Genomic DNA, 26,950 nt, shown 5'->3' with positions numbered 1-26,950 from the left:
GTCCGTCACCGCCGCGCCTGACCCGGTTACACCTCGCAGGAGCTGCTTGAGCAGCGAAGGCTTCGCCGCTCCAATACTGTTCAGATAAGCACTGCGCACCCGGTGGGAGCGAGCTTGCTCGCGAAGACGGCGGCACATTCGCAGCAGACGCTGGGACTTTACCGACCTATTTGTCGGAGTGCCGCCCACACCAAGCTCGCTCCCACAAAGGCGTAAAGCGCTTATCCGAACAGCGCAGCATCGGGCCGTCAGGCCCGTTGCCAGCCGCCGCCCAGGGCTTTGTAGATGGCGACAATCCCTTCATACAGCTCGATCTGGGCTTGAGCCTGGGCGTCTTCAGCGGCCAGGCGCTCACGCTCGGCGTCGAGCAGCACCAGAAAGTCCGCCGTGCCTTCGCGGTATTGCACCGAGGCCAGACGGGCCGCCTCGCGGCTCGCGTTGCTCTGGCGCAGCAGGGCGAGCAGGCGCTGTTGGCGTTTGTCGTAATCGCTGAACGCATTCTGCGACTCTTCAAGGGCCAGCAATACCTGCTGCTCGTAGCTGGCCAGCGCGCCTTCGGCGTCGGCGTCGGCACCGCGAATCCGAGCACGGACGCTGCCCAGGTCGAAGGCCGCCCAGGTGATGCTCGGGCCCAGGCTCCAGGCTTTGGCCGCCTGAGAACCGATCTGCGAACCGCGCCCGGCGGTAAACCCCAGGAAACCGCTGAGGCTTACCCGTGGGAACAGGTCGGCGGTGGCCACACCAATGCGTGCGGTGGACGCCGCCAGTTGCCGTTCGGCGGCCCAGACGTCAGGCCGCTGGCGCAACACCTGGGTCGGATCACCGACGGCCAGGGTTTTACTGATCGCTGGCAGCCCGGCCGGGCTCAGATCGATACTCAATGCATCGGGGCGTTCGCCCAGCAAGGTCGCGATGCGGTTGCGCTGGCGCACCTGTTCGGCCTGCAGTTGCGGCACGCTGGCCTCGACTGCGGCCAGGCGTGCATCGGCGCGCACCACGTCCAGTTCATTTCCCACCCCGGCGTCACGCAGTTGGGTGGTGACGTTGCGCGAGTCCTGCTGGTTTTTCAGGTTGTCGCGGGCAATGGCTTCACGCAGCTGGGCACCGCGCAGGCGGCCATAGGCATCGACCACATCGGCGATCAGGGTCACTTGCAACTGGTACAGCTCGGCTTCGGCCGCCTGCTGGTCGGCATCGCTGGCTTGCAGTTGGCGCTGGATGCGACCGAACAGGTCGACTTCCCAAGCCATGTCCAGGCCCAGATCGTAGCGTTCGCTGTTAACCCGGTCTTCGGTCTGGCCGGGGACCTGGCCCTTGCCGATCTGGCTGCTGGCGCGGCTGGTGATCACCGGCATGGCGTCGTTGCTGACGTCATCGCGGATCGCCCGGGCGGCCTTTAGGCGCGCGAAAGCCACCCGCAGGTCACGGTTGCCGGCCAGAGACTGCTCGACCAGTTTGTTCAGGGTCGCATCGTCGAACTGTTGCCACCAGTTGGCGGCGCTGCGGCTGCGGTCATAGGCCGCCTGGGCGCCAGCGGCCTGGGCGCTGGCGTCAGCTGTGGTCGGGGCCTTGTAGTCCGGGCCGACGGCGCAGGCCGCCAGCGCCAGCACCAGCAAGGAAGGGGCGAAGAGTTTCAGGGCACTCATCAATGCGCCTCCACGGAGTGAGTCGGTTGTTGGGCGATGCGGGCCGCCTTGCGGGCCTCGCGACGCTCGACGAAGTTACGGATCAGCACGTAGAACACCGGGGTCAGCAACAGGCCGAAGAAGGTCACCCCGAGCATCCCGGAGAACACCGCCACGCCCATGGCATGACGCATTTCGGCACCGGCGCCGCTGGACAGCACCAGCGGCACCACGCCCATGATGAACGCGAAGGAGGTCATCAGGATCGGCCGCAGCCGCAGGCGGCAGGCTTCCAGTACCGCGTCCAGCGGGCTGAGGCCTTCTTCCTGTTTGTCCTTGGCGAACTCGACGATCAGGATTGCGTTCTTGCACGCCAGGCCGACCAGTACGATCAAGCCGATCTGGGTGAAGATGTTGTTGTCACTCCCTGCAATGATCACCCCGGCAATCGCCGACAGCAGGGTCATCGGTACGATCAGGATCACCGCCAGCGGCAGGCTCCAGCTCTCGTATTGTGCCGCCAGCACCAGGAACGCCAGCAGCACGCACAGCGGGAACACGAACAGCGCGGTGTTGCCGGCCAGGATCTGCTGATAGGTCAGGTCGGTCCACTCGTAGGTCATGCCGTTGGGCAGTTCTGCGCGCAGCAGCTTGTTCATCGCCGCTTCGGCCTGGCCGGAGCTGTAGCCGGGGGCGGCCGCGCCGTTGATTTCAGCGGTGATAAAGCCGTTGTAGTGCATCACCCGGTCGGGACCTGCGGTGTCGCTGACCTTGACGAAGGTCGCCAGCGGGATCATCTCGCCCAGGTTGTTGCGGACCTTGAGCTGACCGATCTGCTCGGCATCCTGACGGAACTGCTGTTCAGCCTGGACGTTGACCTGATAGGTACGGCCGAACCGGTTGAAGTCGTTGGCATACAGCGACCCCAGGTAAACCTGCAGGGTGTCGAAGATATCGCTGATCGCCACGCCGTGGGTCTTGGCTTTCTCACGGTCGATGGCGGCATCGACCTGCGGCACGTTCACCGTGTAGCTGGTGAACAGCCCGGCCAGTTCCGGCACGCTGCGACTCTTGGCGATGACGTTCTGGGTTTCTTTGTACAGCTCGTCATAGCCGAGGTTGCCACGGTCCTGAATCTGCAGGCGGAAGCCGCCAATGGTGCCCAGGCCCATCACCGGTGGTGGCGGGAAGATCGCCATGTAGGCTTCCTGGATCGAGGCAAACTGGCCGTTCAGCGCACCGGCAATGGCGTTGGCCGATTGGCTCGGGTCCTTGCGTTCATCAAAGGGCTTCAGGGTCACGAATACGATGCCGCTGTTCGGGCTGTTGGTGAATCCGTTGATCGACAGGCCGGGGAAGGCCACGGCATTGGCCACCCCAGGTTGCTTGAGGGCCATATCGGACATGCGTTTGATCACCTCTTCGGTGCGGTCCAGGCTCGCTGCGTCCGGCAGTTGTGCGAAGGCCACCAGGTATTGCTTGTCCTGGCTGGGCACGAAGCCGGTCGGGGTGGTCGAGAAGCCCAGCCAGGTCAGGGCCATGAGCCCGGCATACACGACCATGGCAATGCCGCTGCGCCGGATCACCCGCGCCACAGTGCCCACGTAGCCATGGCTGGCTTTTTCGAACACCCGGTTGAACGGCTTGAACAGCCAGCCGCCCAGCAGACGATCAAGCAGGCGCGAGAAGCGGTCTTTCGGTGCGTTGTGACCTTTGAGCAGTACCGCCGCCAGGGCCGGCGACAGGGTCAGCGAGTTGAATGCCGAGATCACTGTGGAAATCGCGATGGTCAGGGCGAACTGTTTGTAGAACTGGCCGGTCAGCCCGGAAATGAACGCCGCCGGCACGAACACCGCGCACAGTACCAGCGCCGTGGCGATGATCGGCCCGGTCACTTCGCCCATGGCTTTGTGGGTGGCAGCCACCGGTTCCAGGCCCAGCTCGATGTTACGTTCGACGTTCTCTACCACCACGATGGCGTCGTCGACCACGATCCCGATCGCCAGCACCAGGCCGAACAGCGACAGGGCGTTGAACGAGAAGCCGAACATGTGCATGACCGCAAAGGTGCCGATCAGCGACACCGGCACGGCCGCCAGCGGGATGATCGAAGCGCGCCAGGTCTGCAGGAACAGGATCACCACCAGCACCACCAGAATCAGCGCTTCAAACAGGGTGTGGATCACTGCCTCGATGGAACCGCGGACGAAGATGGTCGGGTCATAGACGATCTCGTAGTCCATGCCCTGCGGGAATTCCTTCTTCAGTTCGGCCATGCGGGCCCGGACCTGGTTGGAAATGTCGATGGCGTTGGAGCCGGGGCGCTGCATGATCGGCAAGGCGACAGCAGGTTTGTTGTTGAGCAGTGAGCGCAGCGCGTACTGACTCGAACCCAGCTCGATGCGCGCCACATCCTTGAGGCGAGTGATTTCACCGTTGGCACCGGAGCGGATGACGATGTTCTCGAACTCTTCCTCGCTGACCAGGCGGCCTTGGGTGTTGATCGACATCTGGAAGCTGGTGGCATTCGGCGACGGTGGCGCGCCCAACTGACCGGCGGCGACCTGGCGGTTCTGTTCACGGATCGCGTTGACCACGTCAGTGGCGGTCAGGTTGCGCGAAGCGGTCTTGTTCGGGTCCAGCCAGACCCGCAGCGAGTAGTCACCCATACCGAACAACTGCACATCGCCCACGCCATTGAGGCGCGCCAGCTCGTCCTTGATGTTGAGCACCGCGTAGTTCGACAGGTAGAGCATGTCGTAGCGGTCATCCGGCGAGGTCAAGTGCACGACCATGGTCAGGTCGGGCGAGGCCTTGTCCACCGTGATCCCGATGCGCGTCACTTCCTCGGGCAGCTTGGGCTCGGTGCGGGTCACGCGGTTTTGCACCTGCACCTGGGCGTTGTCCAGGTCGGTGCCCAGCGCGAAGGTGATGGTCAGGGTCAGCTTGCCGTCGGCGGTGGCCTGGGAGGACATGTAGAGCATGTTTTCCACGCCGGTGATGGCTTGCTCCAGTGGCGAGGCCACGGTTTCGCCGATCACTTTGGGGTTGGCACCGGGGAAGTTGGCGCGCACCACCACGGTGGGCGGTACCACTTCCGGGTATTCGCTGATCGGTAACTGGAACAGCGAGATGGAACCGGCGATCAGGATCAGCAGCGATAACACGGCGGCGAAGATCGGCCGGGATATAAAGAATGTCGAGAAGTTCATCGGTCGTATCCCTTAACCGCGTGGCGCTGTGACGCTGGCGAGTTTGACGGTGGTCTTGGTGCTGACAGGCGTCATGTTGCTGGCTTCCAGCGCCTCACGTTGTTGGCGCAGGGCCGCGAGGGTCTGGTCGCTGGCCATCGGCGTGACCTGCGGGTCCACCGGCTGGCCGGGACGCACACGTTGCAGGCCCTTGACCACGATGGTGTCGGTCTTGGCCAGGCCGCTGCGCACGATGCGCAGGCCTTCAAGCTTCGGACCCAGCTCCACGGCGCGGTAAGCCGGGGTGTTGTTCTGGTCCATGACCAGCACGAACTTCTTGCCCAGGTCGGTGCCGACCGCTTCGTCCTGGATCAGCACTGCCGAGTAGGTGCCGCTGCCCACCAGCTTCAGGCGCGCATACAGGCCAGGGGTGAAGCGCCCGTCAGTGTTGTCGAACACTGCCCGGCCACGAATGGTGCCGGTGCGCGGGTTGACCTGGTTGTCGACGAAGTTCATCTGGCCCAGGTGCGGGTTATCCGCTTCGTTGGACAGGCCCAGATACACCGGGGTGCTCTGGCCGCGCTGACCCTGACGGGCCAGTTCGTTGTACTTGAGGAATACGCGTTCGTCGGCGTCGAAGTAGGCATAGACCTTATCGGTGGAAACGACGCTGGTCAGGGCCGTGACGTCGGCGGTGACGATGTTGCCACTGGTGATCTCGGCGCGGCTGACCCGGCCACTGATCGGTGCGGTAACCTTGGTGAAGCTCAGGTTCAGGCGCGCCAGGTCCAGTTGCGCCTGAATCGCTGCCACGCCGGCCTTGGCTTCCTGTGCCGAAGTGGTCCGCGAATCAGCCAGTTCGGCAGAAATCGCGTTGTTGGCGCGCAGCCGGTCGCCACGCTCGGCTTCGTTCTCGCTACGGCTGGCCACGGCCCGGGCCTGTTGCAGTTGGGCTTCGAGACGGCGCACTTCAGCCTGGAATGGACGCGGGTCGATCTGGAACAGCAGGTCGCCTTTCTTGACCAGCGCGCCGTCGGTGAAGGCCACCTGGTCAATCTGGCCGGAGACTCGTGGACGGACCTCAACGGTTTCCGGCGCTTCGAGCCGCCCGGTGAATTCGTCCCACTCGTTGATCGGCTGCTCCAGCACCTTGGCCACACTGACCTTGGGGGCGGCTGGCGCCTGAGTGGCTTCCGGGGCGCGACCACAGGCGGTGAGTACCACCATGGCCAGTGCGGTTAAGGGGTAGCGCAAAAAGTGAAGTGACTGAGCCATGGAGAATCCGCCGCAGGTAAAAAGGGTGATGGGGCGGATTCTGTTGTGCGCGCGGACTATTAACGAATCGAATGGGACGAAGGTTAATATCGATCTGATTGATGTTTACCGACTACTGTTCAGATAAGCACTGCGGACTCGGTGGGAGGGAGCCGGCCGGCCCCTCCCACTAGAACCAAGCTCGGCCGAAAGATCTGGCATTAGCGCTACTGACCAGCATCAATCTTAAACGGCCGCCTCAATCGCCAGCGCTGCCGTCAGAGTATTTTTCATCAGGCAGGCCACGGTCATCGGTCCGACGCCGCCTGGTACCGGGGTGATGGCCGAGGCCACCTGGCTGGCAGCCGCAAAGTCCACATCGCCTACCAGTACCGGCGCGCCGTTGCGTTCGATGCGGTTGATACCGACGTCGATCACCACAGCGCCAGGCTTGATGGCCTCGGCACCGAGCAGTTCGGCGTGGCCGGTGGCGACTACCAGGATATCGGCCTGACGGCACTCGGCATTGAGGTCCTGGGTGCGCGAGTGAACGATGGTCACCGTGCAGTTTTCCTGCAACAGCAGGCTGGCCATGGGTTTACCGACGATGTTCGAGCGCCCGACCACCACGGCTTTTTTGCCGGTCAGGTCGCCGAGTCGGTCCTTGAGCAGCATCAGGCAGCCCAACGGTGTGCAGGGCGTCAGGCCGGGTTTGCCCTGCGCCAGGCGGCCAACGTTGACCGGGTGAAAGCCGTCGACGTCCTTGGCCGGAGCGATGGCGGCGATCACTCGGGCTTCATCGATATGGGCGGGCAGCGGCAATTGCACCAGAATGCCGTGCACGCTGCGGTCATGGTTGAGGATGTCGATCAGTGCCAGCAACTCTTGCTGAGGCGTGCTGCCCGGCAACAGGTGAGGGAACGACTCAATGCCCAGCTCGGCGGCCTTTTTCATTTTGGTTTTTACATAAACCTGGCTGGCCGGGTCGTCACCAACCAGCACCACGGCCAGGCCCGGTCCTCGCTGGTAAGTGTCACGAAACGCTCGGGCACCCTCGGCGACTTCCTGACGCACCTGCTCGGCAAAGCGCTTGCCGTCGATGATTGCCGCCTGGGTGGGCGAGGAGAGGTCGCAGGTGTGTGAGGTGGTCATTGCCGGGTCTTCCGCTGCGGGGTTGGAAAGTTGCCAGACGATGAATCGTTACGCTGAATATCAACGCTGGCAAGCCGCTCATGGTCGCGGCCATGAGCGGTGTCGTCAACTCCCCCTTAGCCGGCCGTCTTGCCGCGTACCGCCGCCACATACACCAGCAAGCCCAGCAACGCGGTGGTAGCGCCGACGAAGCCGGTCGAGGTCCAGCCCCAGCCGGCGGCGATGGCCATGCCGCCCAGCCATGGCCCCAGCGCGTTGGCCAGGTTGAACGCGGCATGGTTGGAGGCCGCAGCGAGGGTTTGCGCGCCCTTGGCGATGTCCATCAGCCGGGTTTGCAGCACCGGACCGAGGGCGATCATGGTGCCGACACAGGCAATACCCGGCAGCAGGGTCCAGATCGACTGCGCCGCCAACGGGAAAGCCAGCATCACCACGATCGACCAGACCAGTACGATGCCGATCGCCTGAACGCCATAGCGGTCGAACAACCGCCCGCCGACGATATTACCCAGCACCGCGCCGGCGCCGAAACTGGCCAATGCTGCCGGAATCCAGTTTGGCGAAGCGCCGGTGACCTGCAGCAAGGTGGGCGCCAGGTAGCTGAACACGCAGAACATACCGGCAAAGCCGACCGAGGCGATCAGCAGCAAGACGCCAATCTGCGGCTGGAAGAAGGCTTTGAGTTCACCGCGCACGCTGCTGGCTTCAGGTTTCGGCCCGCCCGGCAGCAGGGCGTACACCAGCATGCTGGTCAGCCCGGCAATCACCGCCACCACCACAAAGGCGTAGCGCCAGTCGAGGATCTGCCCCAGCCAGGTGGCCAGCGGATTGCCGATCAGGATCGCCAGGGTCAGGCCCATCATCACTGCACTGACCGCCGCGCCGCGTTTGTGCAACGGGCTGATGGCCGCTGCGGCCAGGGCGGCGACGCCAAAATAGGCGCCGTGTGGCAGGCCACTGATAAAGCGCGCCAGCAGCGCGCCGTGGTAATCGCTGACCATCGCGCTGGCCAGGTTGGCGACGCCGTAAAACAGCATCAGCGCCACCAGCAGGGTTTTGCGTTTCAGGCGGCTGCCGAGAATCGCCAGCACCGGGGCGCCGATCACCACGCCCAAGGCATAGGCGCTGATCAGATGGCCGACCTGTTGCTCAGTGATGGCCAGCCCCCGGGCGACTTCCGGCAGCAAGCCCATGATCACGAATTCGCTGGTGCCGATGGCGAAACTGCCCATCGACAGGGCGATCAGAATCAGCAGGCGCATGCCGGAGGAGGGGGTGTTTTCATGACTTGTTGACACGGATGAACCTCATTACAACGGTGGTACGCAAGACAGCGAGGCCGGGCACCATACGGCATCAGGCCCGCACCGTCATGTGGGCACCTCTAAAAACTACCTGCGTTGCCATCGCGTTGTTGAAATCAGGCTCAAAATGCTCATTTACAACCCGTAAAGTCGTGCGCGACTCCGACCGTTGCTCGCCTGATTTCGCCTAGCGCTGACTGCCTCGCCTACGTTTTTAGAGGCACCCGGATGTAGATGCTTGTTCTAGAGCATTCTCGACCCGCTTCGTTCAGTTTGAAGGCGGCGCTGTGCTTTGCCGCAGTGTCAGCTCGAACGGCAGGGTTACGTGCTGGGCGGCCAGCGGCTTCTTCTCGATCAGGGCGATGAGCATTTCGACCGCCAGTTGGCCGAAGGCTTCTGCCGGTTGCGCGATGGTGGTCAGCGGCGGGTCGCAGTAGGCCGCGAACGGGATGTCGTCGAAACCCACCAGCGAGATGTCTTCGGGTACGCGCAGGCCCTGTTGTTTGATCTGCTTGAGCGCGCCAATCGCCATTTCGTCGTTTTCACAGAACAGCGCGGTCGGGCGCTCGGCCAGTTGCAGCAGGTTCGCCGCGCCGTCATAGCCGGCCTGCAGGCTGAAGTTGCCATGACAGATCAGCGCCGGGTCTGGCGCGATGCCGGCCTGGTGCACGGCATCCTGATAACCGGCCACACGTTCGCGGGTCAGCGGGCTGCTTTTTGGCCCCTTGATCAGGCCGATGCGCCGGTGGCCCAGCTCGATCAGGTGTTGGGTTACGGCCCTGGCGGCGGCGCGATTGTCCAGGCTGATGGTCGGATGACGCCCCTGGGCGTCGACTTCACAGGCATTGACGATGGGCGGTAATTCGACACCGGGCAGTGGCTGTTGATAGGGATCGTAGGCGCGCAACTGAATCACCCCGTCGGCCTGGTGGGCGTACACCAGCTCGGCGAACTCGCGTTCGACGGCCTCGCGGCCCTGGGTGTCGCACAGCAACAAGCGGTAGTTGGCCGCTTGGGCCGCCTGTTGTGCGCCGCTGATGACCCGGGCGAAGAAGGTATTGGCGATGGTCGGCACCAGAATCACCAGATTGCCGGTCTTGCGTGAACGAAATTGCACCGCCATTTGGTTGGGCCGATAGCCGGCCTGTTCGACCGCCGCGTTGACCTTGTCACGGGTCTGGGCGAGCACGCGCTCGGGGTACTTCAGGGTTCTGGACACGGTGGCGACAGAGACCCCGGCGAGCCGGGCGACTTCACGGATATTGGACAAGAGCACCTCTTTCAGAACGCGTAGCCTGCGAGCTTACCGCAGCTGGCCTATAGCCTGAAACGCTCAGGTCGTTAAGGCGAGCATTGACAGACCGGCATGACGGGCCTAGATTTCTGCATCAATGTAACCGGTTACATTCTGGGCGTCGCGAACTCAATAGTCTAGCCACGACTCTGCAAATGGAGAATGGATGAACACTGCAGTGCCGAAAGTAAGAATGGGTTTTGTCGGTGGCGGTGCCGGGGCGTTCATCGCTCAGGCGCATCGTCAGGCCGCCGGGCTCGATGGCCGTTTCGAACTGGTGTGCGGTGCATTCAGTCGCGACCCGGCCAACAATCAGGCCACGGGCGCGGTGTTGGGGGTGGCCGCTGCGCGGTGCTACGACCAATGGCAGCAGATGCTTCAGGCCGAACAGGCTTTGCCTGCCGAGCAGCGCATGGAGCTGCTGGTGATCGTCACCCCCAACCACTTGCACGCGCCGATCGCCAGCCAGGCGCTGCAGACGGGCTTTCATGTGTTCAGTGAAAAGCCCGCCGCGCTGAACCTCGACGAGTTGCTGGCGCTCAAGCAGGTGGCCGAACGCAGCAACCGTCTGTACGGCCTGGCGCATACCTACTTGGGTTACCCGATGGTCTGGCAGGCGCGGGAGATGGTGCGCAGCGGGGCTATCGGTAAAGTCCGCAAGGTGCTGGTCGAGTACCCGCAAGGCTGGCTCAGTCAGGATGTAGCCGGGCAGGGTAACAAGCAGGCGGCCTGGCGCGACCAGCCGGAGCACTCCGGGCTGGGCGGCTGCATTGGCGACATCGGCACCCACGCTTTTGCGCTGGCCGAGTTTGTTGCTGACCAGCCAATCCGTCAGTTGAGCGCGATGCTCGGCAGCCACATTGAAGGCCGGCAACTGGACGATGACGCCGCGATGCTGTTTCGCATGGCCGATGGCGCCAGCGGCGTGTTGATCGCCAGCCAAGTCTGCGCCGGCGAAGAGAACCCGCTGAAAATCCGCGTCTACGGCGAGCTGGGCGGTCTGGAGTGGCAGCAGGAAAACCCGGCCAGCCTGATTCACCGCTCGCTGGAGCAACCCATGCGCGTTCTGCGCGCTGGCCTTGGCCAGCCATGGTTGTGCGCAGCGGCGTTGCAGCGCATGCGCCTGCCGGCCGGGCACCCGGAAGGCTATCTCGAAGCCATGGCCAATTTGTACGGCGACTTCGCCACGGCGATTCGTAGCCACGTGAGCGGTCACCAGGTACCCGGTGTGCCGGGTATCGAGGTCGGCCTGCGCGGCATGGCCTTTATCGAGACCGCTATCGCCAACCATCACGGCACGGCCAAGTGGAGCGAGCTGCCGCAACGGAGCACACCATGACTGATTCACTCAAAACCTCTGGCGGCCTGCGCGGGCCGGGAATTTTTCTTGCGCAGTTCATCGCCGATCAAGCGCCGTTCGACAATCTGGCCAATATCGCGCAGTGGGCGGCTTCACTGGGCTACAAAGCGATTCAGTTGCCGACCCTGGATGCGCGTTTCATCGATTTGCAGCGCGCCGCCGAAAGCCAGGCCTATTGCGATGAACTCAAGGCCGTGTGTGCCGAGGCCGGTGTCGAGATCAGCGAGTTGTCGACTCATTTGCAGGGCCAACTGGTGGCGGTGCATCCGGCCTTCGATGAGCTGTTTGATGACTTTGCCCCGGCCCACTTGCGCGGCAAACCGGCCGAGCGCACGGCCTGGGCCATTGAGCAACTGAAACTGGCCGCCCGCGCCAGCCAGCGCCTGGGCCTGACCGCTCACGCGACATTTTCCGGGGCATTGGTCTGGCCGTTTGTTTACCCCTGGCCGCAACGCCCGGCCGGGCTGGTCGAGCTGGGCTTTGCCGAACTGGCCAAACGCTGGCTGCCGATCCTCGACTGTTTCGAGCAGGCCGGGGTCGATTTGTGCTACGAGATTCACCCCGGCGAAGACCTGCACGACGGCGCGTCATTTGAGCGCTTTCTGGAGGCGGTCAATCACCACCCGCGGGCGGCGATCCTCTATGACCCCAGCCACTTGCTGCTGCAGCAGATGGACTACCTGGGCTTTATCGACCGTTACCACCCACGGATTCGCATGTTCCATGTCAAGGATGCCGAGTTCCGCCCCGATGCCTGCTCCGGGGTGTATGGCGGCTATCAGGACTGGGTGCAGCGGCCGGGGCGGTTTCGGTCACTGGGCGATGGGCAGATCGACTTCAAATCGATCTTCAGCAAACTGACTCAGTACGGCTACAACGGCTGGGCGGTTCTGGAGTGGGAGTGCTGCCTGAAGGACGCCCGCCAGGGCGCTGCCGAGGGGGTGGCCTTCATCGAGCGGCACATGATTGAAAAGACCCGCAAGGCATTCGACGACTTTGCCGGCGTGTCGGCTGATGCGGCGTCCAATCGGCGCCTGCTGGGCTTGCCCAAGGTCTGAGGCCGGCACGCTGGTTGGCAAACCTACAACAACAATAAGGCGGTACTGTCATGACCAGAATGAATGCGCGACTGAGCGTAATGATGTTCTTGCAGTTCTTTATCTGGGGCGCCTGGTTCGTCACCCTGGGCACCTTTTTGGGCAGCAGCCTCGGCGCCTCGGGCGGGCAGATCGGCATGGCGTTTGCCACCCAGTCCTGGGGCGCGATCATCGCGCCCTTTGTGATCGGCCTGATCGCCGACCGGTTGTTCAATGCCGAACGGATCCTTGCAGTGCTGCATCTGCTTGGCGCGGTGCTGCTGTTGCAGCTCTACCGGGCCGAGGACTTCAGCGGCTTCTACCCGTATGTGCTGGCCTACATGATGGTCTATATGCCGACCCTGGCGCTGGTCAACTCGGTTGCCTTGCGCCAGATGCGCGACCCGGCGCTGGAGTTCTCGCGCATTCGGGTATGGGGCACGGTCGGCTGGATCGTGGCCGGTCTGCTGATCAGCTTTGTGTTCGCCTGGGACGCGCAGAGCGCGATTGCGTCCGGCGCGCTGCGCAACACCTTCCTGATGTCGGCACTCGCCTCGCTGTTGCTGGGCCTGTACAGCCTGAGTTTGCCGAGCACGCCGCCGATGCAGGCCACGGCAGGCAATGCCGGCGTGCGGCAGAACCTGGGGCTGGATGCCTTGAGCCTGCTCAAGGACCGCAATTACCTGGTGTTCTTCATCGCCTCGATTCTGATCTGCATTCCGCTGGCGTTCTATTACCAGAACGCCAACCCGTTCCTGGCCCAGACCGGCATGGCCAACCCGACCGCGAAGATGGCGATCGGGCAGGTCTCGGAAGTGCTGTTCATGCTGTTGCTGCCGTTGTTCATCCAGCGCTTCGGGATCAAGCTCGCGCTACTGGTGGGCATGCTGGCCTGGTCGTTGCGCTACTTATTATTCGCTTATGGCAATAACGGTGAGCTGGCCTTCATGCTGTTCATCGGCATCGCCTTGCACGGCATCTGCTACGACTTCTTCTTTGTTTGCGGGCAGATCTACACCGACGCCAAAGCACCGCAGCGGTTCAGAAGCTCCGCCCAAGGACTGATTACGATGGCCACCTATGGATTCGGCATGCTGATCGGCTTCTGGGTCGCCGGGCGAGTGACCGATCACTACGCCACCGGCGCTGGCAGCCATGACTGGCAGGGCATCTGGCTGTTCCCGGCGGCCTTTGCGACGCTGGTGCTGGTGTGCTTTTTGCTGGTATTCAAGGGCCGTGAGCCTGGCAGCCCTGAAGCCAAGAGCGCGCAAGCAACACGCTGAGCGCTCAATCAGCCGCTGGCTGATGCTTTTTCAAGCGATAGGCAAACTGCGCCCGGCTCAGGCCCAATTGCCTGGCCGCTGCCGCCAGATTGCCTGCACTGCGCTGCAAGGCCTCGTTGATCAGCCGTGATTCGAGGCCGTGCAGGGTAAAAGCCGGGTCCAGTTGGCCAAGGGTTTCCAGCAGCGGCGGGGCAGCTGCTGCTGTTGGGGCAGGTGGCATGCTGTTGGACAGGCTGCCGTGATCATCCACCCCATACGGGTCGCCGGGCAGCGGCTCATTGCGAAACAGATGCACCAGATCAATGGGCTGCCCCTCATCGCTGGCAATCAGGCCGCGCTCGATGAGGTTTTGCAGCTCTCGCACATTGCCGGGAAAGTCGTAGCGCAGCAGGACCTTGAGGGCACGCATGGTCAGCCCCGCCGGGGTGCGCTCATAGTCCCGGCAGAAGCGGGTCAGGAAGGCGTCGATCAGCAGCGCAATGTCATCGCGGCGCTCGCGTAATGGCGGCAACGCGATCGGGTAGACGTTCAGTCGGTAGAACAGGTCTTCACGAAAGCTGCCGTCAGCCACAGCCTTGCGCAGATCGATATTGGTCGCGGCAACGACGCGCACATCGACCCGGATGCCGTGCACGCCACCGACTCGTTCGATCTCCCGCTCTTGCAGGGCGCGCAGCAGCTTGCTCTGGCCGGCCAGGCTCAGGCAGGTGATTTCATCGAGAAACAACGTGCCGCCGGCGGCCCGTTCAAAGCGTCCGGGTCTTGAATGGGTGGCGCCGGTGTAGGCGCCGCGTTCGACACCAAACAGCTCGGCTTCGATCAGGTTATCCGGAATCGCTGCGCAGTTCAGCGCCACGAACGGGCCGTTGCGACGCTGGCTGAGTTGGTGCAACTGACGGGCGAACAACTCCTTGCCCACCCCCGACTCACCGCTGATCAGCACACTGGCCGGGGTTTTGGCGACCCGCTGCAGAGCCTGGGTGGCAGCATTGAAGGCCGCGCTGGCTCCGATCAGCGGCGGGTGCGGGCCGACCGCGGCGTGTGGCACAGGCGCGGGGGCCGGATCAGGATGGCTCAAGCTCGACGACACATTCAGGTAGCTGAGGTCTTGCCCGGCATCGTTCCACTGCGCAGCGGTCTTGCCGACCACCCGGCAGCTGGCGTGGCCCATGCCGCGGCACTGCACCTCGCGGAAAATCACCATTTGCCCGAACAAGCCACTGACAAAACCCATGGCGTAGCCGGTTTCAGTCCAGCACACCGGATCCTGGGCGACACCGTGCACAGCCAGGTGTTCATCGGCTTCGCAGCAGTGGTGCCAAAGAAACTCGCCTTCGTAGAAACCCGATTCGGCGTCGAATTTGAAATACAGCGGTTCGACCTTGGTCATGCCTTCCAGGGTGTGCAGGTGGGTGCCGGCACGGAACACCGCAGCGGCATCGGCCTGTGGCCAGCGCTCGCGGATCAACCGGGCATCGCGCAGGCCCGAGGCATAGCCGGTGCGGGTGAACAGCCCACGCGCCTGCTCCAGCCCCAACCGGGCGATCACCTCGCTGCGCAGCGCGCCGAACGAGGAACTGTGCAGCAACAGCATGCGCTGGTCATTGAGCCAGATCCGTCCGTCTTCAGGGCAGAAAAACAAACAATCGGTCAGCTCCGCTGGAGTGGGCGAACTGCTGACGCTTAACTGGCGGCTGTCACCACGCGGTGGAGCAGTAACGGGTTGGGCGCTGCGGGGATTAGTCATTGTTATGCCCCTGGATGGCTGAGTGCTTGATATGAGCAACTACGCAGATAGTTATTAAACATAACTTTATCAAATGAACAAGTCCGCGCGCTGATGCCCCGGCAGCCGCTTTGCACTGTGCAGCAGGGCCGCTGCATGCAAAGCCTTGGTGCAGAGCCTTTGGGCATTTATACGTGAAGGTGCTGAGCAACACGGCACAGCCCTTGCTCTGACCCTGGTGCGGCGCAGCCGAACACAATCATAAGAATCAGGAGTTGCCATGTCAGAGTCACACACCCCCTCTTTGCTGCAACCGGCGCTGGTGCCCGGATGCCTGTTCAACGGTGACTGGATTCGCGGGTCCGGTCTGGTTGATCCGGTTGTCGAGCCGGCCACTGGCGAGCCGCTGATGTACTGCGCCATGGCCGATGCCGATGATGTCGCCGCTGCCTGTCGCAGCGCTGCCTTGGCGCAGCCGGCCTGGGCGGCACTCGGGCCTCGCGAGCGGGCGCAGATCTTTCGCAAGGCTGCGGAGGTGGCCGAAGGCAATTTCGCTGAACTGGCGCTGTATGTGGCGCGGGAGACTGGCGGGGCGTTGTTCAAAGGCGAGCATGAAGTACGTGAGGCGATTGTCCTGCTGCATCAGGCGGCAGGCCTGTTGTCGCAACCCCACGGTCTGGTGCTGCCCAGCGCGGCCGGGCGGTTGTCGTATGCGCGGCGCCAGCCCCATGGGGTGGTGGGGGTGATTTCGCCGTTCAATTTTCCGTTGATTCTGTCGCTGCGCTCGGTGGCTCCGGCGCTGGCGGTGGGTAATGCGGTGGTGCTCAAGCCCGACCCGCAGACCCCGGTCAGCGGCGGCTTTCTCATCGCCCGGCTGCTCGAAGAGGCCGGCCTGCCCAAAGGCTTGCTGCATGTGCTGCCGGGGCGCGCTGACGCGGGCGAGGCGCTGTGTCGGCACCCGGATGTACGAATGATCGCCTTCACCGGCTCTACCGGCGCCGGGCGCAAGGTCGCCGCCGTGGCCGGTGAGCACCTGAAAAAGGTCGCTCTGGAACTGGGCGGCAAGAACCCGTTGATCATCCTCGAAGACGCTGATCTGGACCTTGCCGCGAGCAATGCCGCCTGGGGCGCCTGGTTGCATCAGGGGCAGATCTGCATGGCCAGCGGGTTGATTCTGGCGCACGAGTCCATCGCCGCCAGCCTGACCCGCAAGCTGGCCGACAAGGCCAGGGCGCTGAGCGTCGGCAATGCGGCGCGTGGTGAAGCGGTGTTGGGGCCGCTGATCAACCCGCGCCAATTGCAGCGCCTGCACGCCATCGTCAGCGACAGCCTGCAGGCCGGGGCACGATTGGAGGCGGGCGGTGAGTATGAACAACTGTTCTACCGCCCCACGGTGCTCAGCGGGGTGCGGCCGGGCATGCGCGTGTTCGAGGAAGAACTGTTCGGCCCGGTGGCGGCGGTGGTGAGTTTTGCGACCGATGAGGAGGCAGTCGAGCTGGCCAATCGCACCGAGTACGGCCTGTCGGCGGCGGTGATCTCGGCTTCGGTGGGCCGCGCCATGGCCATCGGCGAGCGGCTGAACTGCGGTCTGCTGCACATCAACGACCAGACCGTGGCAGATGAATGCAGTAACCCATTTGGCGGCCGCGGCGCCTCGGGCAACGGCGGCAGCGTCGGCGGCCCGGCGGACTGGGATGAATACAGCCAGTGGCAATGGGTGACGGTGAAAAACACCGCGCCGCAGTACCCGTTTTGAGTGATCGATTTATCGCGGCATGCCTACACAACAATAAGAGGGCTTGAACATGAATCTGTACAACAAAACCCTGCTGGTCACCGGCGTTGCGTCGGGCATCGGTGCCGAGGTGGCAAGGCTGGCGCGCTTTCAAGGCGCCAGGGTTATCGGTGTGGACCGCCACGAGGCGCAACTGAGCCTGGACGGTTTTTTTCAAACCGACCTGGGCGACCCTGCCAGCATTGACGCGCTGGTCGAGCGCCTGCCGGCCCGGGTCGATGCCTTGTGCAACATTGCCGGGGTGCCCGGCACCGCGCCGCTCGACGCGGTGGCGGCGGTCAACTATCTGGGCGTGCGGCAGCTGTCTACCGCGCTGCTGCCGCGCCTGGCCGGTGGCGGCAGCATCGTCAACGTGGCGTCGGTGTTGGGCGCGCAATGGCCGCTGCGCGTGGAGCAGCACAAGGCGCTGGCCGGCACTGAAAGCTACGCGGCAGGCCGCGCCTGGCTGGACGCCAACCCGGTACAGCACAGCGATTGCTATCAATACTTCAAGGAGGCGCTGATTGTCTGGAGCTTTCAGCAATCGCAGGCGTGGTTCCGTGACCATGGCGTGCGCCTCAATTGCGTCGCGCCCGGCCCGGTATTCACGCCGATCCTCGGTGATTTCGTCAGCATGCTCGGCCCGGAGCGGGTGGCCCGCGACAGCCAGCGCATGACCCGCCCGGCATTGGCCGACGAGGTGGCGGCGGTGATTGCCTTTTTCTGCTCGGATGCGGCGCGCTGGGTCAATGGCGTAAACCTGCCGGTGGATGGCGGCCTGGCAGCCACTTACGTTTGAGCGCTTGCCCCCCCGCCAGCCCTGAGGCGGCGGGGTTCTGAACAATAAAAACAATACAGGACTTACAAGATGCCCAAGCCATTCTTGCGGCCGGTTGCGGCCATGCTTTGTGTTGCGCTGTGCTCGACTGCCCACGGTTACGACTTGCCCGGACTCAATCTGGGCTCCACCAGTTTCTATGATGGCTCGCCGGCCCCAGCCGGGCCTGGCTGGTACCTGGAAGAGTACCTGACCTACTCACGGGCCAGCCGCTTCAATGATGCCAATGGCGACAAGCTGGGCTTGCCCCGGCAGGATCTGGAGGTATTCGCGCCGACCACGCAAATCATCTACCTCGGCCAGCCATGGGCCAATGGCGCAATGCCGGGCTTTACCCTGATCAACACATCACTGGCCCATGTGGATGTCGATGACGGTCTGAACAACGCGGCCCTCAGCTCGCGTGCCGGGCTGGGCGATCTGGTGCTCGGCGCGTTCTTGCAATTGCCGACCCTGACCCGCGCCGACGGCAGCCCGCTGCTGACCCAGCGCATTGAAGCTGATGTGTCGATCCCGGTGGGCGCCTATGACCGTGAGCGCTCGATCAATCCGGGCAGCAACTTCTGGTCGTTCAACCCGTACTACGCGGCCACCTACTGGTTCACGCCAAAATGGTCGGCCAGCGGCCGTTTCATGTACCTGTGGAACGGCAAGAACAACGACCCGCAGGCCGGCTTCGGTGATGTCTCCGACACCCAGGCCGGTCAGGCGCTGCACGCTAACCTGACCTTGCAATACGCGGTCAGCCAGGCGTTTAGCGTGGGTCTGAACGGCTACTGGCTCAAGCAGTTCACCGACACCAAAGTCGATGGCCACGCGGTCAGCGGCCGCCGCGAAAAGGTCTGGGCAGCGGGGCCGGGGATGCTCTACGCGTTCAGCAAAGAGGACGTGCTGTCGGTCAACCTGTACTTCGAACAGGGCGCCGAGAACCGCACCGAGGGCGACAAGCTGGTGCTGAACTGGCTGCACAAGTTCTAGCTGTGCAGCCATCTGCCTAGCCGTTACCAGTTGTAGCTGACTGAACCCACCAGGCTGCGTTCATCGCCATAGCGGCATGAGTTGGCGCAGTACAGGTAGCGCTGGTTGGTCAGGTTCTGCGCGCGGACGGCCAGTTGCCAATGGTCGTCCAGTGCGTAGCTGAGCCGTGCGTCGAACAGGGTGTAGGCCGGGATCTTGCGGTCGCTGATGCTCGGCAGGGTATGGGTGGTGCCGTTGTAGCGCGCTCCGGCCCCGACGCTGACGCCGTGCAGACCCAATGCGGCGAGGCGGTAGTCCAGCCACAGCGAGGCACTGTGGTAGGGCGTGCCCTCAATGCGCGAGCCTTCCATTTGCGGGTCGTTGTCGGCGATCACATGGGCGTCGGTGTAGGCGTAGCCGGCGCTGAACGCCAGGTTATCGGTCAACTGCGCCTTGGCTTCGAGCTCCAGGCCCTTGCTGCGTTCCTTGCCGGTCTGCTCGTCGAAATCGGAGCCGGGAATCGAGCTGGTGACGTTGCGCTGGGTCAACTGATACAGCGCTGCACTGAGCAGCCATTCGCGGTCGGCTGGCTGATAACGCAGGCCGATCTCGTACTGTTCACCTTCGGTGGGTTTGAACGGTTTGCCGTCGGCGCCGCTGCCGCTGGCCGGCAGAAATGACTGGCTGTAGCTGGCGTAGGCGGCCAGGCCGTTGCCTGCGAGGTAGACCACCCCGACCCGGCCGGTAAGCTGGCTGTCGTCGGTAGTGCTGCGTGCGCCGTCGCGGTAGGTGCGGGTCGTGCTGTCGGCCCAGTCCTGACGCAAGCCGAACACGCCGACCCAGTGCTCATCAAACTTAAGCTGTTCTTGCAGGTAAAGACCCAGTTGTCGGGCGTGCAGGTCTGAGCCGCGATCGACTGAGCGGTCAACATTGGGCAGGTTACCGTACACCGGATTGGCCAGGTCCAGCACCGGCGCGTTACCGCTGAAGCGATGGCTGTCGTAGGTCTTGTGGTAATAGTCCACGCCGGCCAGCACGGTGTGTTGCCAGCGCCCGTGTTCCAGGTCCAGTTGCAGGCTGTTGTCGCTGGTCCAGCCGGTGGCGATGTCTTCGCGGCTGTTATAACTGCGCGACAGTTGCGAGAGATTGGCGCCGCTGACCCGGCTGGTGTTGAGGGTAATGTAGTCGTAGTCGGCTCTGGACTCGAAATAGCGCACGGCCTGGCGCAGTTGCAGGTGCTCATTGACGCGATGTTCGAACAGGTAGCCTGCGGTGCGCAGGTTGCCGTCATAACGATCGTAATCCGGCTCGCCGGCAAACAGGTCATACGGCACCTTGTAACCGGGTGTGCGGCTATACACGGTCAGGTCATAACGCATCGGCGGGGTGAGGGTGGTGCGGGTGCGCTGCTGGCTGGCGAGCAGGGTCAGGCGGCTGTCGTCGCTGATCTGCCAGGTCAGCGCCGGGGCAATGTAGTGCTTGTCGTCGTCAATGGCCGAATACTGGGTGCCGCTGTCACGGCTGAGCGCAGTCAGGCGATAGCTCAGGCGACCTTGCTCATCCAGTGCGCCAGCGTGGTCGGTAGACAACTGCATGCGCTGGTGATTGCCATACTCCAGATTCAGCTCATGCAGCGGCGTCAGGGTCGGGCGTTTGCTTACCGTGTTGACCAGCCCGCCCGGCGCCAGTTGCCCGTAAAGCACCGAGGAGGCGCCTTTGAGCACTTCAACGCGCTCCAGGCCGTAAGGCTCCTGGCCGCCTTCGAATTGAGTGCTCTGCATCTTCATGCCGTCGCGCAGCACGCTGCCGGTGCGCGGGCCGATGTCGAAACCGCGCATCCGGTAGTCATCGGCCACCCGGCTGTAACCGTTGGGTTGGGCGATCACGCCGGGGGTGTAGTTGAGTACATCGGCCAGGCTGGTGTGCTGGCGGGCGGTCATTTCTTCGCGGGTGATGATCGAGACGGACTGTGGCGTTTCCAGCAGCGGGGTGTCGGTCTTGGTGGCACTGGCACTGTGGGTCGCCACGCGGCTGTACGCCGGTCCCCAGGCATTCTGCGCGTGGCTGGCGGCGGCAATGTCGATGGGCGCCAGTTGTACGGCGGCGTCGCTACGCGGCTCGATGCTCAAGGTGCCGCTGGGGGTGACGCCCAATTGCAGGGCCAGCCCTTGCAAGGCTTGCTGTACTGCTTGCTCGGCGCTGTAGCGACCGCGCAGCGCGGGGCTGTTCAGGCCACGGGTCAAAGACGCGCTGAAGGCGATATTGCGCCCGCTCTGGCGGGCAATGGCGGTAAGGGTGGCATCCAGCGGGCCGGCTGGCAGGTCGAAGTCGAATGATGCGTGACTGATATCAGCAGGCGCAGCCAGGCTGTCGGCACTGGCCAGGCTGGAGCCAAAAGCCAGCGCCAAGGCCAGGGCGAGAGGTGAGAAGGGCGACGGATGATGCATGGCGGCGGGTTCCTGATGAGGTCGATGCCTGCCTTGTGACGTGAGCGGGGTGGTTATTAAGGGGGCGATGAAAAAATAATTCAGGCTCAGCGCAGGCTCACTTGGGTCCACCAGCTCAGCGGGCGCTCGACCCGTACTGGCAACACCTCCTGGAGGATGCGCAGTGCCTGGGGGCTGTCGTCCAGCGGGAAGATGCCGGTCACCCGCAAGGCCGCAGCCTCGGCGCTGATCCGCAGCCAGCCGGGATGATAGGCGCGCAAGGCTTCGATCACCTCACTCACGGGGCGGTCATGGACCTCCAGGCGGCCATCTTCCCAGGCCGCGGCGCGGGACAGTTGCGGATCCAGCGCCTGCACCCGGCGACCGTCGAGCTGCGCGCCCTGGCCTGCGCGCAGTTGCAAGGGCGCCGCGCCAGGCACCGAGACCAGCACGTGCGACTGTTGCACCCAGACCTGCGCCGATTGCTCGTGCAGCGCCACGCTGAAGCGGGTGCCCAGCGCCCGCGCCTCGCCAAACGCGGTACGCACCACCAATGGCCGCTCAGGGTCGCGCGCCACCTCGATATTCAGCGCGCCCTGACGCAGCAGCAACGTGCGCTGGCGCCCGTCGAACAGCAGATCGACGCGGCTATCGGCATTGAGCAGCACCCGGCTGCCATCGGCCAGGTCGAAGCGCTGGCGTTGGGCGATTGCAGTTTGAAGATCGGCGCCCAGGCCGGGCAGCAGGCCCTGGCCTTGCAGCCACCAGCCAGCCAACCCCACTCCGCTCAGCCCCAATGCGCCACGTAACAGGTGGCGACGGCTGTTGCCGGCACGGTCAAGCATTTCTCGCGAGCTTTGCGGTGTGCCGCTGAACACCTGACCGATTCGCTGCTGCAGCTGCTGCCAGGCCAGGCTGTGTTCAGGACTGGCGTGCAGCCAGTGTTCGAAGCGTTGCCGGTCGCCGTCACTCATTGTTCCGGAGCGTTGCAAGGCCAGCCATTCAACGGCTTGGGCTACAGCGGGCGGCAGTTGGCGGGCCTTCATGCCGGCTCCAGCGCCAGATAACAAAGCGCCAGCGCCTTGGCCACGTACTGATGAACCCGTGGCGCAGAAATACCCAGGCGCTGGCCGATTTCGGCGTAGGTCAGGTTGTCCAGCTGGCTGTACAGAAAGGCGCTGCGGCCAATCGGTGACAGGCCTTCGAGCAGCCGATCCAGCGCCACCAAGGCTTGCAGTGCCTGGGCCTGTTCTTCGGCTGACGGGGCGTAAACTTCGGGTTGCTGCGCCAGGCTTTCCAGATAGGCGCGTTCCAGATCACGGCGTCGCCAACTGGCAAACACCAGACGCTTGGCGATGGTGGTCAGCAGCGCACGCGGCTCACGAATTGTCAGCGGGCAAGGCGCAGCGACCACCTGAACGAAGGTTTCCGAAGCCATGTCTGCGGCTTCTGCCGGGCAGCCCAGGCGTGCGCGCAGGCGACCGAGCAGCCAGCTGTGGTGATCGCCGAACAACTGATGCAGGACACGATTGCGGACGTTCAATTGCGCGGCGTCAGACGTGGATGGTGGCATGGCTCAAAAGCTAATGGAAATTGTTATCAAATGATGCCGGGAAGGCCGTTTGATTGCAATCCGCCAGACGCCCTCGCCACATGAGCCAGCTTTCTGGGGGAACCTTCGCGGTTTAAAACGATCAGACGCGCAGCCGCCGGGCAGAGACTCCCTGAGGCGGCAATCCTCGTTACACCCCGCAAACCTGCAACAGTTGTCAGCCGCTTGCCACCGATGGAACGCGACTTATCCAAAGGACCTCTCATGTCTGGATTTATCCGTGCATTCGCACGTCTTCTACCTATCGCCCTGATGACCGGCTGCGCCGCCAAGTCTTCGGTGTTCGTCAGCGAGCCGTTGCAACCGACGGCCGGTAGTCCGGTGGCTTGGCTGGTCGGCAGCATCGGCCCGCAGGGGCGCGACAGCGCCTTTACCAATCAGCGCATCCTGTTGCGCAAGCGCGGTTCTCAAGACGGTGCGGCAGCCTGGTGGGGCCATGCCGAGGTAGCGCATACCCCCAAAGACATCGAAGACTCGCGCAGCGCCGATGAAAAGGCGCTGCCTGGCCAGGCCAGTGTGTTCGTCATGCCGCTCAAGCCGGGCGATTATGAGCTGTATGACTTCCAGTTTTTCTGGACTGGTGCCAACAGCAGCTTCCGTTCTTTGCAGGCGCGCGAGCAGTTCGTGGTGCCGCTGCGCCTGGAGGCCGGCAAGGCCTATTACCTCGGTGAATTTCGCTCGCGCTGCATCGGTATGTCGGTGTGCATGTTCTTGCATGCCAATCAGCAACCCCGCGATGAGCAAATCGCCCGGCGCTATAGCCCTGGTTTACCGGTATTGCAGCCCATGAATCTGGACCTGAAACCTGCCTATCCCTTCGTCCTGCCAATGCCAGCGCAGGGGCGAACCGACGCGCAATCAACCACCCCAAGGAACACACCATGAACAAACCGATGGTCTTTGCTGCCAGCGTGCTGCTGGGCGGCTGCGCCGGCACCCAGACGCTGCCCGATCCACAGATCGAGGCGGGGCGCGATTATCTGCCGCCGATCACGGTGATGGTTGATTCACTGGAGCATGGCGCCGAGTTGCGCAATTACCTGCGCGAAAGCGGGGTGTTCAGCAAGGTCGAAAATGGCAGCGCCAAGGCCGGGGAAACCCAGGTGATGGTCAACCTGAACGTCAAACGCGAACTGGCGCCCACGCCGCTGCTGTTTCTAAGCGCTGCGACACTGTTCCTGTTGCCGCTGCAAAACGACATGGACTCCAGGGCCGACTTCACCGTGATGCGCGACGGCAAGGTGCTCAAGCGTTATCACTACGAAAACTACATGGGCAAGTATTCCTGGCTGTTTGATCTCGGGGTGCCAGAGCGGCAGGAAAACATCCGGCGTATTGCCCGCGCTTTTGCCCGTGACATGCAGACTGCGAGCCTGGCCGACCGGCCGCTGGATGCACCACGATGAGCCGCTTGGTCAAAATATCAATAGCGGCTGGCGGGCTGCTGTTGCTGGGCGGCTGCAACCCGTCAATCAAGCCGCTGGGCTATCACGCGCAACAGCGCTATGTGCCGATGAGCCTGATGGTGGTGCCGCAAGGTTATACGCGCCATGACATGCAGGAACGCAACGAACTGACCGAGGCGGTCAAGTCATCGGGCGCGTTCTCGTTCGTTGACCACGGTTTCTCACGCAAGGGCTATGGGCTGGTCATCAGCCAGCCGCCGGGCGAGGGCGCAGGCGTGCTGGTGGCGCTCAACGCCCTGACCCTGCTGACCTTGCCGGTGCCTTACAGCTACGTGCATAACCTTGAAGGCAAGGTCTACAAGGACGGCCAGTTACTGCGCACTTTCACCTACAAGCGCGAAGGCATGAGCGTGGCCACCTGGTACGTCCCGCCGCCGATTACCGAAAACCGGCGGCAGATGCTGACCGAACTGATGCAGGATCTGGAGCGCAGTGCACTGATACCGCATGAGCAGGAGCAGCTTTAGCTGCGAAGTCTTTCGCGGCTAAAGCCGCTCCTGCAGGTTAATGCTGCGCGGTTATTCCACGGCCTCAACCACGCCCTGATCCTCTCCCAGAAACCCGCCACTCTGGTGCTGCCACAATCTTGCATAAACGCCGTTTTTCGCCAGCAACTCGGTATGCGTGCCCTGTTCGATGATCCGTCCATCGTCCATGACGATCAGCCGGTCCATGGCGGCGATGGTCGACAGTCGATGGGCGATGGCGATAACGGTTTTGCCGACCATCATTTCATCCAGGCTTTCCTGGATCGCCACTTCGACCTCCGAGTCCAGGGCGCTGGTGGCTTCGTCGAGCAGCAGGATCGGTGCGTTCTTGAGCATCACCCGAGCGATGGCGATGCGTTGCCGCTGGCCGCCGGACAGCTTGATGCCGCGCTCGCCAACCTGGGTGTCATAGCCACTGCGGCCATGCTTGTCGCTCAGCTGACGGATGAAGCCGTCGGCCTGGGCGTTGATGGCGGCGCGCCGGACCTGCTCGTCGCTGGCATCCGGGCGGCCGTAGGCGATGTTGTCGCGGATCGAACGGTGCAGCAGCGAAGTGTCCTGAGTGACCATGCCAATGGCACTGCGCAGGCTGTCCTGCGTGACCTTGGCGACGTTCTGGCCATCAACCCGAATCTCGCCTTGGTCGACGTCATAAAAGCGCAGCAGCAGGTTGATCAGGGTGGACTTGCCGGCCCCGGAGCGGCCCACCAGGCCGACTTTTTCACCCGCGCGGATGTTCAGCGTCAGGCCGTCGAGTACCTGGCGCTCGCCGTTATAGTTGAAACTCACGTTGTCGAAGGTCACGGCGCCGCCGGTGGTCGCAAGCTCCGTGGCATTCGGCGCGTCCTGGACCTTGGGCCCCTTGGTCAGGGTTTCCATGCCGTCCTGCACGGTGCCAATGCTCTCGAACAGCGAGGTCATCTGCCACATGATCCAGTGCGACATACCGTTGATACGCAAGGCCATGGCGGTGATTGCCGCCACTGCACCAGTGCCGACGTCACCCTGGTGCCACAGCCACAGGGCATAGCCGCCGGCACCGATGATCAGCGCGACCACCAGGGTCTGGTTGACGATCTCGAACTGGCTGACCAGCCGCATCTGGCGAAAGCCGGTCTGCTTGAAGTCTTCCATCGCGGCGCGGGCAAAGTGCGCCTCGCGCTTGGAGTGCGAGAACAGCTTGACCGTGGTGATGTTGGTGTAGGCGTCGGAGATCCGGCCGGTCATCGAGGAGCGCGCATTGGCCTGTTCCTGACCCACCTGACCCAGACGTGGCACGAAATACAGCATCGCCAGGCCGAACAGCACGATCCAGGCAATGAACGGCAGCATCAGCTTGAGGGCGAAGCCGCCGGCCAGGGCAATGATCGCGATGAAGTACACACCGATACCGGGAATGATCTCGATCAGGGTAAACAGCACTTCACGCACGCCCAGCGCGGTCTGCATCACTTTGGTGGTGACCCGCCCGGAAAATTCATCGGAGAAGAACGACAGGCTCTGGCGCAGCATCAGCCGGTGAAAATCCCAGCGCAGCCGCAGCGGCAGGTTGATCGCCAACACCTGATGCTGAACCATGGTGCGCAGCGCCACCAGCACGATACTGACCAGCAGCACAATGCCAATACTCCACAGCACACCGCTTTCTTCGGCGCTCACCGCACCGCCGGCCTGCCAGGTCGACAGCAGGTCCACAACTTGCCCAAGGAACGAAAACAGCCAGGCTTCGTAGATCGAGACGGCTGCGCTGAGCAGCGCAAACATGAGGATGTAGCCACGCGCACCGCGGGTGCAGGCCCACAGAAAACGCGCCAGGCCCATGGGCGGTGGCGGCGTCTCGTCGGGCGGGAAAGGGTCGAGCCAGCGTTCAAAAATGCGAAGCATCGGGGTCTCCGAAGTGTTCAAGTTAGCGAGATTTTGCCACTGTGTGATTGTCTTGAGTGATCTCTGGACGATTTTTCCCAGAGAAGATTCAGTTCGTCAGGCGCGAGCGCGCGCTGGCAAAGTCATGAGTCTCGACCCGGTCGCAGACAGGTGGCCAGGCCATGGATGGCTACACCGGCGCTGTAAATGGGACTAGACTGGACCTGTCGCTGAAACGTTTCATCTGTTTAAGCGAATCAT

The 26,950-nt window shown here is 63.3% G+C and carries 20 protein-coding genes; 9 read left to right on the top strand and 11 right to left on the bottom strand.

The genetic code is table 11. The features are described 5' to 3' along the window. Positions 1 to 248 precede the first annotated feature (248 nt). From NRB16_RS26705 to NRB16_RS26680, 6 genes are all read right to left on the bottom strand, one after another. Complete coding sequence (locus NRB16_RS26705) at positions 249 to 1,646, bottom strand: efflux transporter outer membrane subunit (RefSeq protein ID WP_257107346.1); 1,398 nt, start codon at positions 1,644 to 1,646, stop codon at positions 249 to 251. Next, positions 1,646 to 4,837, bottom strand: coding sequence for an efflux RND transporter permease subunit (locus tag NRB16_RS26700; protein ID WP_045491627.1), 3,192 nt, complete (start codon positions 4,835 to 4,837; stop codon positions 1,646 to 1,648). Before NRB16_RS26700 ends, NRB16_RS26705 begins: the two co-directional genes overlap by 1 nt. Before the next feature lie 12 nt (positions 4,838 to 4,849). Further along, positions 4,850 to 6,091 (bottom strand): multidrug efflux RND transporter periplasmic adaptor subunit MexE, encoded by a 1,242-nt coding sequence (mexE, locus tag NRB16_RS26695; RefSeq protein WP_045491625.1) that lies wholly within the window; start codon positions 6,089 to 6,091, stop codon positions 4,850 to 4,852. A 225-nt stretch (positions 6,092 to 6,316) separates the two neighbouring features. Further along, positions 6,317 to 7,222: a bifunctional methylenetetrahydrofolate dehydrogenase/methenyltetrahydrofolate cyclohydrolase FolD gene (gene folD, locus NRB16_RS26690; protein WP_045491623.1), complete on the bottom strand. Its 906-nt coding sequence runs from the start codon at positions 7,220 to 7,222 to the stop codon at positions 6,317 to 6,319. Between the two features lie 116 nt (positions 7,223 to 7,338). Further along, positions 7,339 to 8,484, bottom strand: coding sequence for an MFS transporter (locus NRB16_RS26685; protein WP_045491621.1), 1,146 nt, complete (start codon positions 8,482 to 8,484; stop codon positions 7,339 to 7,341). Between the two features lie 310 nt (positions 8,485 to 8,794). Beyond that, positions 8,795 to 9,796, bottom strand: coding sequence for a LacI family DNA-binding transcriptional regulator (locus NRB16_RS26680; RefSeq protein WP_257107345.1), 1,002 nt, complete (start codon positions 9,794 to 9,796; stop codon positions 8,795 to 8,797). A gap of 190 nt (positions 9,797 to 9,986) precedes the next feature. Between NRB16_RS26680 and NRB16_RS26675 the strand changes: the two genes are divergently transcribed. The 3 genes from NRB16_RS26675 to NRB16_RS26665 are packed head-to-tail and all read left to right on the top strand — an operon-like array spanning position 9,987 to position 13,539. After that, positions 9,987 to 11,159 carry a Gfo/Idh/MocA family protein gene (locus NRB16_RS26675; protein ID WP_257107344.1) on the top strand — a complete coding sequence of 391 codons (1,173 nt, stop codon included), beginning with the start codon at positions 9,987 to 9,989 and terminating at the stop codon, positions 11,157 to 11,159. Continuing rightward, entirely contained in the window at positions 11,156 to 12,238 is a 1,083-nt protein-coding gene (locus NRB16_RS26670) for a sugar phosphate isomerase/epimerase (RefSeq protein WP_257107343.1), read from the top strand. Before NRB16_RS26675 ends, NRB16_RS26670 begins: the two co-directional genes overlap by 4 nt. Positions 12,239 to 12,288: 50 nt before the next feature. Continuing rightward, on the top strand, positions 12,289 to 13,539 hold the full coding sequence (locus tag NRB16_RS26665; RefSeq protein ID WP_257107342.1) for an MFS transporter: 1,251 nt from the start codon (positions 12,289 to 12,291) through the stop codon (positions 13,537 to 13,539). 4 nt (positions 13,540 to 13,543) lie between these two features. On the opposite strand, the gene NRB16_RS26660 is transcribed toward NRB16_RS26665, so the two are convergent. Beyond that, positions 13,544 to 15,286, bottom strand: a complete 1,743-nt coding sequence (locus NRB16_RS26660) for a sigma-54-dependent Fis family transcriptional regulator (protein WP_257107341.1) — start codon at positions 15,284 to 15,286, stop codon at positions 13,544 to 13,546. Positions 15,287 to 15,545: 259 nt separating this feature from the next. Between NRB16_RS26660 and NRB16_RS26655 the strand changes: the two genes are divergently transcribed. The 3 genes from NRB16_RS26655 (at position 15,546) to NRB16_RS26645 (ending at position 18,855) form a co-directional block, all read left to right on the top strand. Beyond that, positions 15,546 to 17,021 (top strand): benzaldehyde dehydrogenase, encoded by a 1,476-nt coding sequence (locus NRB16_RS26655; protein WP_045491608.1) that lies wholly within the window; start codon positions 15,546 to 15,548, stop codon positions 17,019 to 17,021. A gap of 49 nt (positions 17,022 to 17,070) precedes the next feature. Further along, on the top strand, positions 17,071 to 17,838 hold the full coding sequence (locus NRB16_RS26650; protein ID WP_257107340.1) for a coniferyl-alcohol dehydrogenase: 768 nt from the start codon (positions 17,071 to 17,073) through the stop codon (positions 17,836 to 17,838). Positions 17,839 to 17,907: 69 nt separating this feature from the next. Beyond that, positions 17,908 to 18,855: a transporter gene (locus NRB16_RS26645; RefSeq protein WP_253117363.1), complete on the top strand. Its 948-nt coding sequence runs from the start codon at positions 17,908 to 17,910 to the stop codon at positions 18,853 to 18,855. A 23-nt stretch (positions 18,856 to 18,878) separates the two neighbouring features. Here the strand turns inward: NRB16_RS26645 and NRB16_RS26640 are convergent, their stop codons facing one another. The 3 genes from NRB16_RS26640 to NRB16_RS26630 all read right to left on the bottom strand — a co-directional run bounded on the left by NRB16_RS26640 (position 18,879) and on the right by NRB16_RS26630 (position 22,833). Then, on the bottom strand, positions 18,879 to 21,281 hold the full coding sequence (locus tag NRB16_RS26640; protein WP_257107339.1) for a TonB-dependent siderophore receptor: 2,403 nt from the start codon (positions 21,279 to 21,281) through the stop codon (positions 18,879 to 18,881). An 86-nt stretch (positions 21,282 to 21,367) separates the two neighbouring features. Next, positions 21,368 to 22,306 (bottom strand): FecR family protein, encoded by a 939-nt coding sequence (locus NRB16_RS26635; RefSeq protein ID WP_045491599.1) that lies wholly within the window; start codon positions 22,304 to 22,306, stop codon positions 21,368 to 21,370. Beyond that, positions 22,303 to 22,833: a sigma-70 family RNA polymerase sigma factor gene (locus tag NRB16_RS26630; RefSeq protein WP_257107338.1), complete on the bottom strand. Its 531-nt coding sequence runs from the start codon at positions 22,831 to 22,833 to the stop codon at positions 22,303 to 22,305. Before NRB16_RS26630 ends, NRB16_RS26635 begins: the two co-directional genes overlap by 4 nt. A gap of 243 nt (positions 22,834 to 23,076) precedes the next feature. Here NRB16_RS26630 and NRB16_RS26625 point away from each other — a divergent pair, with 243 nt between their 5' ends. From NRB16_RS26625 to NRB16_RS26615, 3 genes are read left to right on the top strand one after another with little or no spacing between them, the layout of a single operon-like run. Next, complete coding sequence (locus NRB16_RS26625; RefSeq protein WP_257107337.1) at positions 23,077 to 23,757, top strand: hypothetical protein; 681 nt, start codon at positions 23,077 to 23,079, stop codon at positions 23,755 to 23,757. After that, positions 23,754 to 24,278 carry a hypothetical protein gene (locus NRB16_RS26620; protein WP_257107336.1) on the top strand — a complete coding sequence of 175 codons (525 nt, stop codon included), beginning with the start codon at positions 23,754 to 23,756 and terminating at the stop codon, positions 24,276 to 24,278. Before NRB16_RS26625 ends, NRB16_RS26620 begins: the two co-directional genes overlap by 4 nt. Beyond that, positions 24,275 to 24,805 carry a hypothetical protein gene (locus NRB16_RS26615; RefSeq protein WP_257107335.1) on the top strand — a complete coding sequence of 177 codons (531 nt, stop codon included), beginning with the start codon at positions 24,275 to 24,277 and terminating at the stop codon, positions 24,803 to 24,805. The genes NRB16_RS26620 and NRB16_RS26615 overlap by 4 nt, the downstream gene beginning before the upstream one ends. 51 nt (positions 24,806 to 24,856) lie before the next feature. Here NRB16_RS26615 and NRB16_RS26610 read toward each other — a convergent pair whose 3' ends face one another. Then, a complete protein-coding gene (locus tag NRB16_RS26610; protein ID WP_045491587.1) occupies positions 24,857 to 26,710 on the bottom strand; it encodes an ABC transporter ATP-binding protein in 1,854 nt (617 codons plus the stop codon). Positions 26,711 to 26,950 lie beyond the last annotated feature (240 nt).

The sequence above is a fragment of the Pseudomonas sp. LJDD11 genome (assembly GCF_024584215.1).
In the GTDB taxonomy this organism is placed as follows: Bacteria; Pseudomonadota; Gammaproteobacteria; order Pseudomonadales; family Pseudomonadaceae; genus Aquipseudomonas.
The sequence above is the reverse complement of the archived record's forward strand: the minus strand, read 5'-3'. Positions and strand labels throughout refer to the sequence as shown.

What these genes read in the sequence shown, in the direction of transcription:
- NRB16_RS26675 (WP_257107344.1), top strand. Translation starts at nt 9,987, where the DNA reads ATGAACACTGCAGTGCCGAAAGTAAGAATGGGTTTTGTCGGTGGCGGT.
- NRB16_RS26640 (WP_257107339.1), bottom strand. Translation starts at nt 21,281, where the DNA reads ATGCATCATCCGTCGCCCTTCTCACCTCTCGCCCTGGCCTTGGCGCTG.
- mexE (WP_045491625.1), bottom strand. Translation starts at nt 6,091, where the DNA reads ATGGCTCAGTCACTTCACTTTTTGCGCTACCCCTTAACCGCACTGGCC.
- NRB16_RS26705 (WP_257107346.1), bottom strand. Translation starts at nt 1,646, where the DNA reads ATGAGTGCCCTGAAACTCTTCGCCCCTTCCTTGCTGGTGCTGGCGCTG.
- NRB16_RS26635 (WP_045491599.1), bottom strand. Translation starts at nt 22,306, where the DNA reads ATGAAGGCCCGCCAACTGCCGCCCGCTGTAGCCCAAGCCGTTGAATGG.
- NRB16_RS26665 (WP_257107342.1), top strand. Translation starts at nt 12,289, where the DNA reads ATGACCAGAATGAATGCGCGACTGAGCGTAATGATGTTCTTGCAGTTC.
- folD (WP_045491623.1), bottom strand. Translation starts at nt 7,222, where the DNA reads ATGACCACCTCACACACCTGCGACCTCTCCTCGCCCACCCAGGCGGCA.
- NRB16_RS26650 (WP_257107340.1), top strand. Translation starts at nt 17,071, where the DNA reads ATGAATCTGTACAACAAAACCCTGCTGGTCACCGGCGTTGCGTCGGGC.
- NRB16_RS26660 (WP_257107341.1), bottom strand. Translation starts at nt 15,286, where the DNA reads ATGACTAATCCCCGCAGCGCCCAACCCGTTACTGCTCCACCGCGTGGT.
- NRB16_RS26615 (WP_257107335.1), top strand. Translation starts at nt 24,275, where the DNA reads ATGAGCCGCTTGGTCAAAATATCAATAGCGGCTGGCGGGCTGCTGTTG.
- NRB16_RS26685 (WP_045491621.1), bottom strand. Translation starts at nt 8,484, where the DNA reads ATGCGCCTGCTGATTCTGATCGCCCTGTCGATGGGCAGTTTCGCCATC.
- NRB16_RS26630 (WP_257107338.1), bottom strand. Translation starts at nt 22,833, where the DNA reads ATGCCACCATCCACGTCTGACGCCGCGCAATTGAACGTCCGCAATCGT.
- NRB16_RS26645 (WP_253117363.1), top strand. Translation starts at nt 17,908, where the DNA reads ATGCCCAAGCCATTCTTGCGGCCGGTTGCGGCCATGCTTTGTGTTGCG.
- NRB16_RS26670 (WP_257107343.1), top strand. Translation starts at nt 11,156, where the DNA reads ATGACTGATTCACTCAAAACCTCTGGCGGCCTGCGCGGGCCGGGAATT.
- NRB16_RS26655 (WP_045491608.1), top strand. Translation starts at nt 15,546, where the DNA reads ATGTCAGAGTCACACACCCCCTCTTTGCTGCAACCGGCGCTGGTGCCC.
- NRB16_RS26610 (WP_045491587.1), bottom strand. Translation starts at nt 26,710, where the DNA reads ATGCTTCGCATTTTTGAACGCTGGCTCGACCCTTTCCCGCCCGACGAG.
- NRB16_RS26700 (WP_045491627.1), bottom strand. Translation starts at nt 4,837, where the DNA reads ATGAACTTCTCGACATTCTTTATATCCCGGCCGATCTTCGCCGCCGTG.
- NRB16_RS26625 (WP_257107337.1), top strand. Translation starts at nt 23,077, where the DNA reads ATGTCTGGATTTATCCGTGCATTCGCACGTCTTCTACCTATCGCCCTG.
- NRB16_RS26620 (WP_257107336.1), top strand. Translation starts at nt 23,754, where the DNA reads ATGAACAAACCGATGGTCTTTGCTGCCAGCGTGCTGCTGGGCGGCTGC.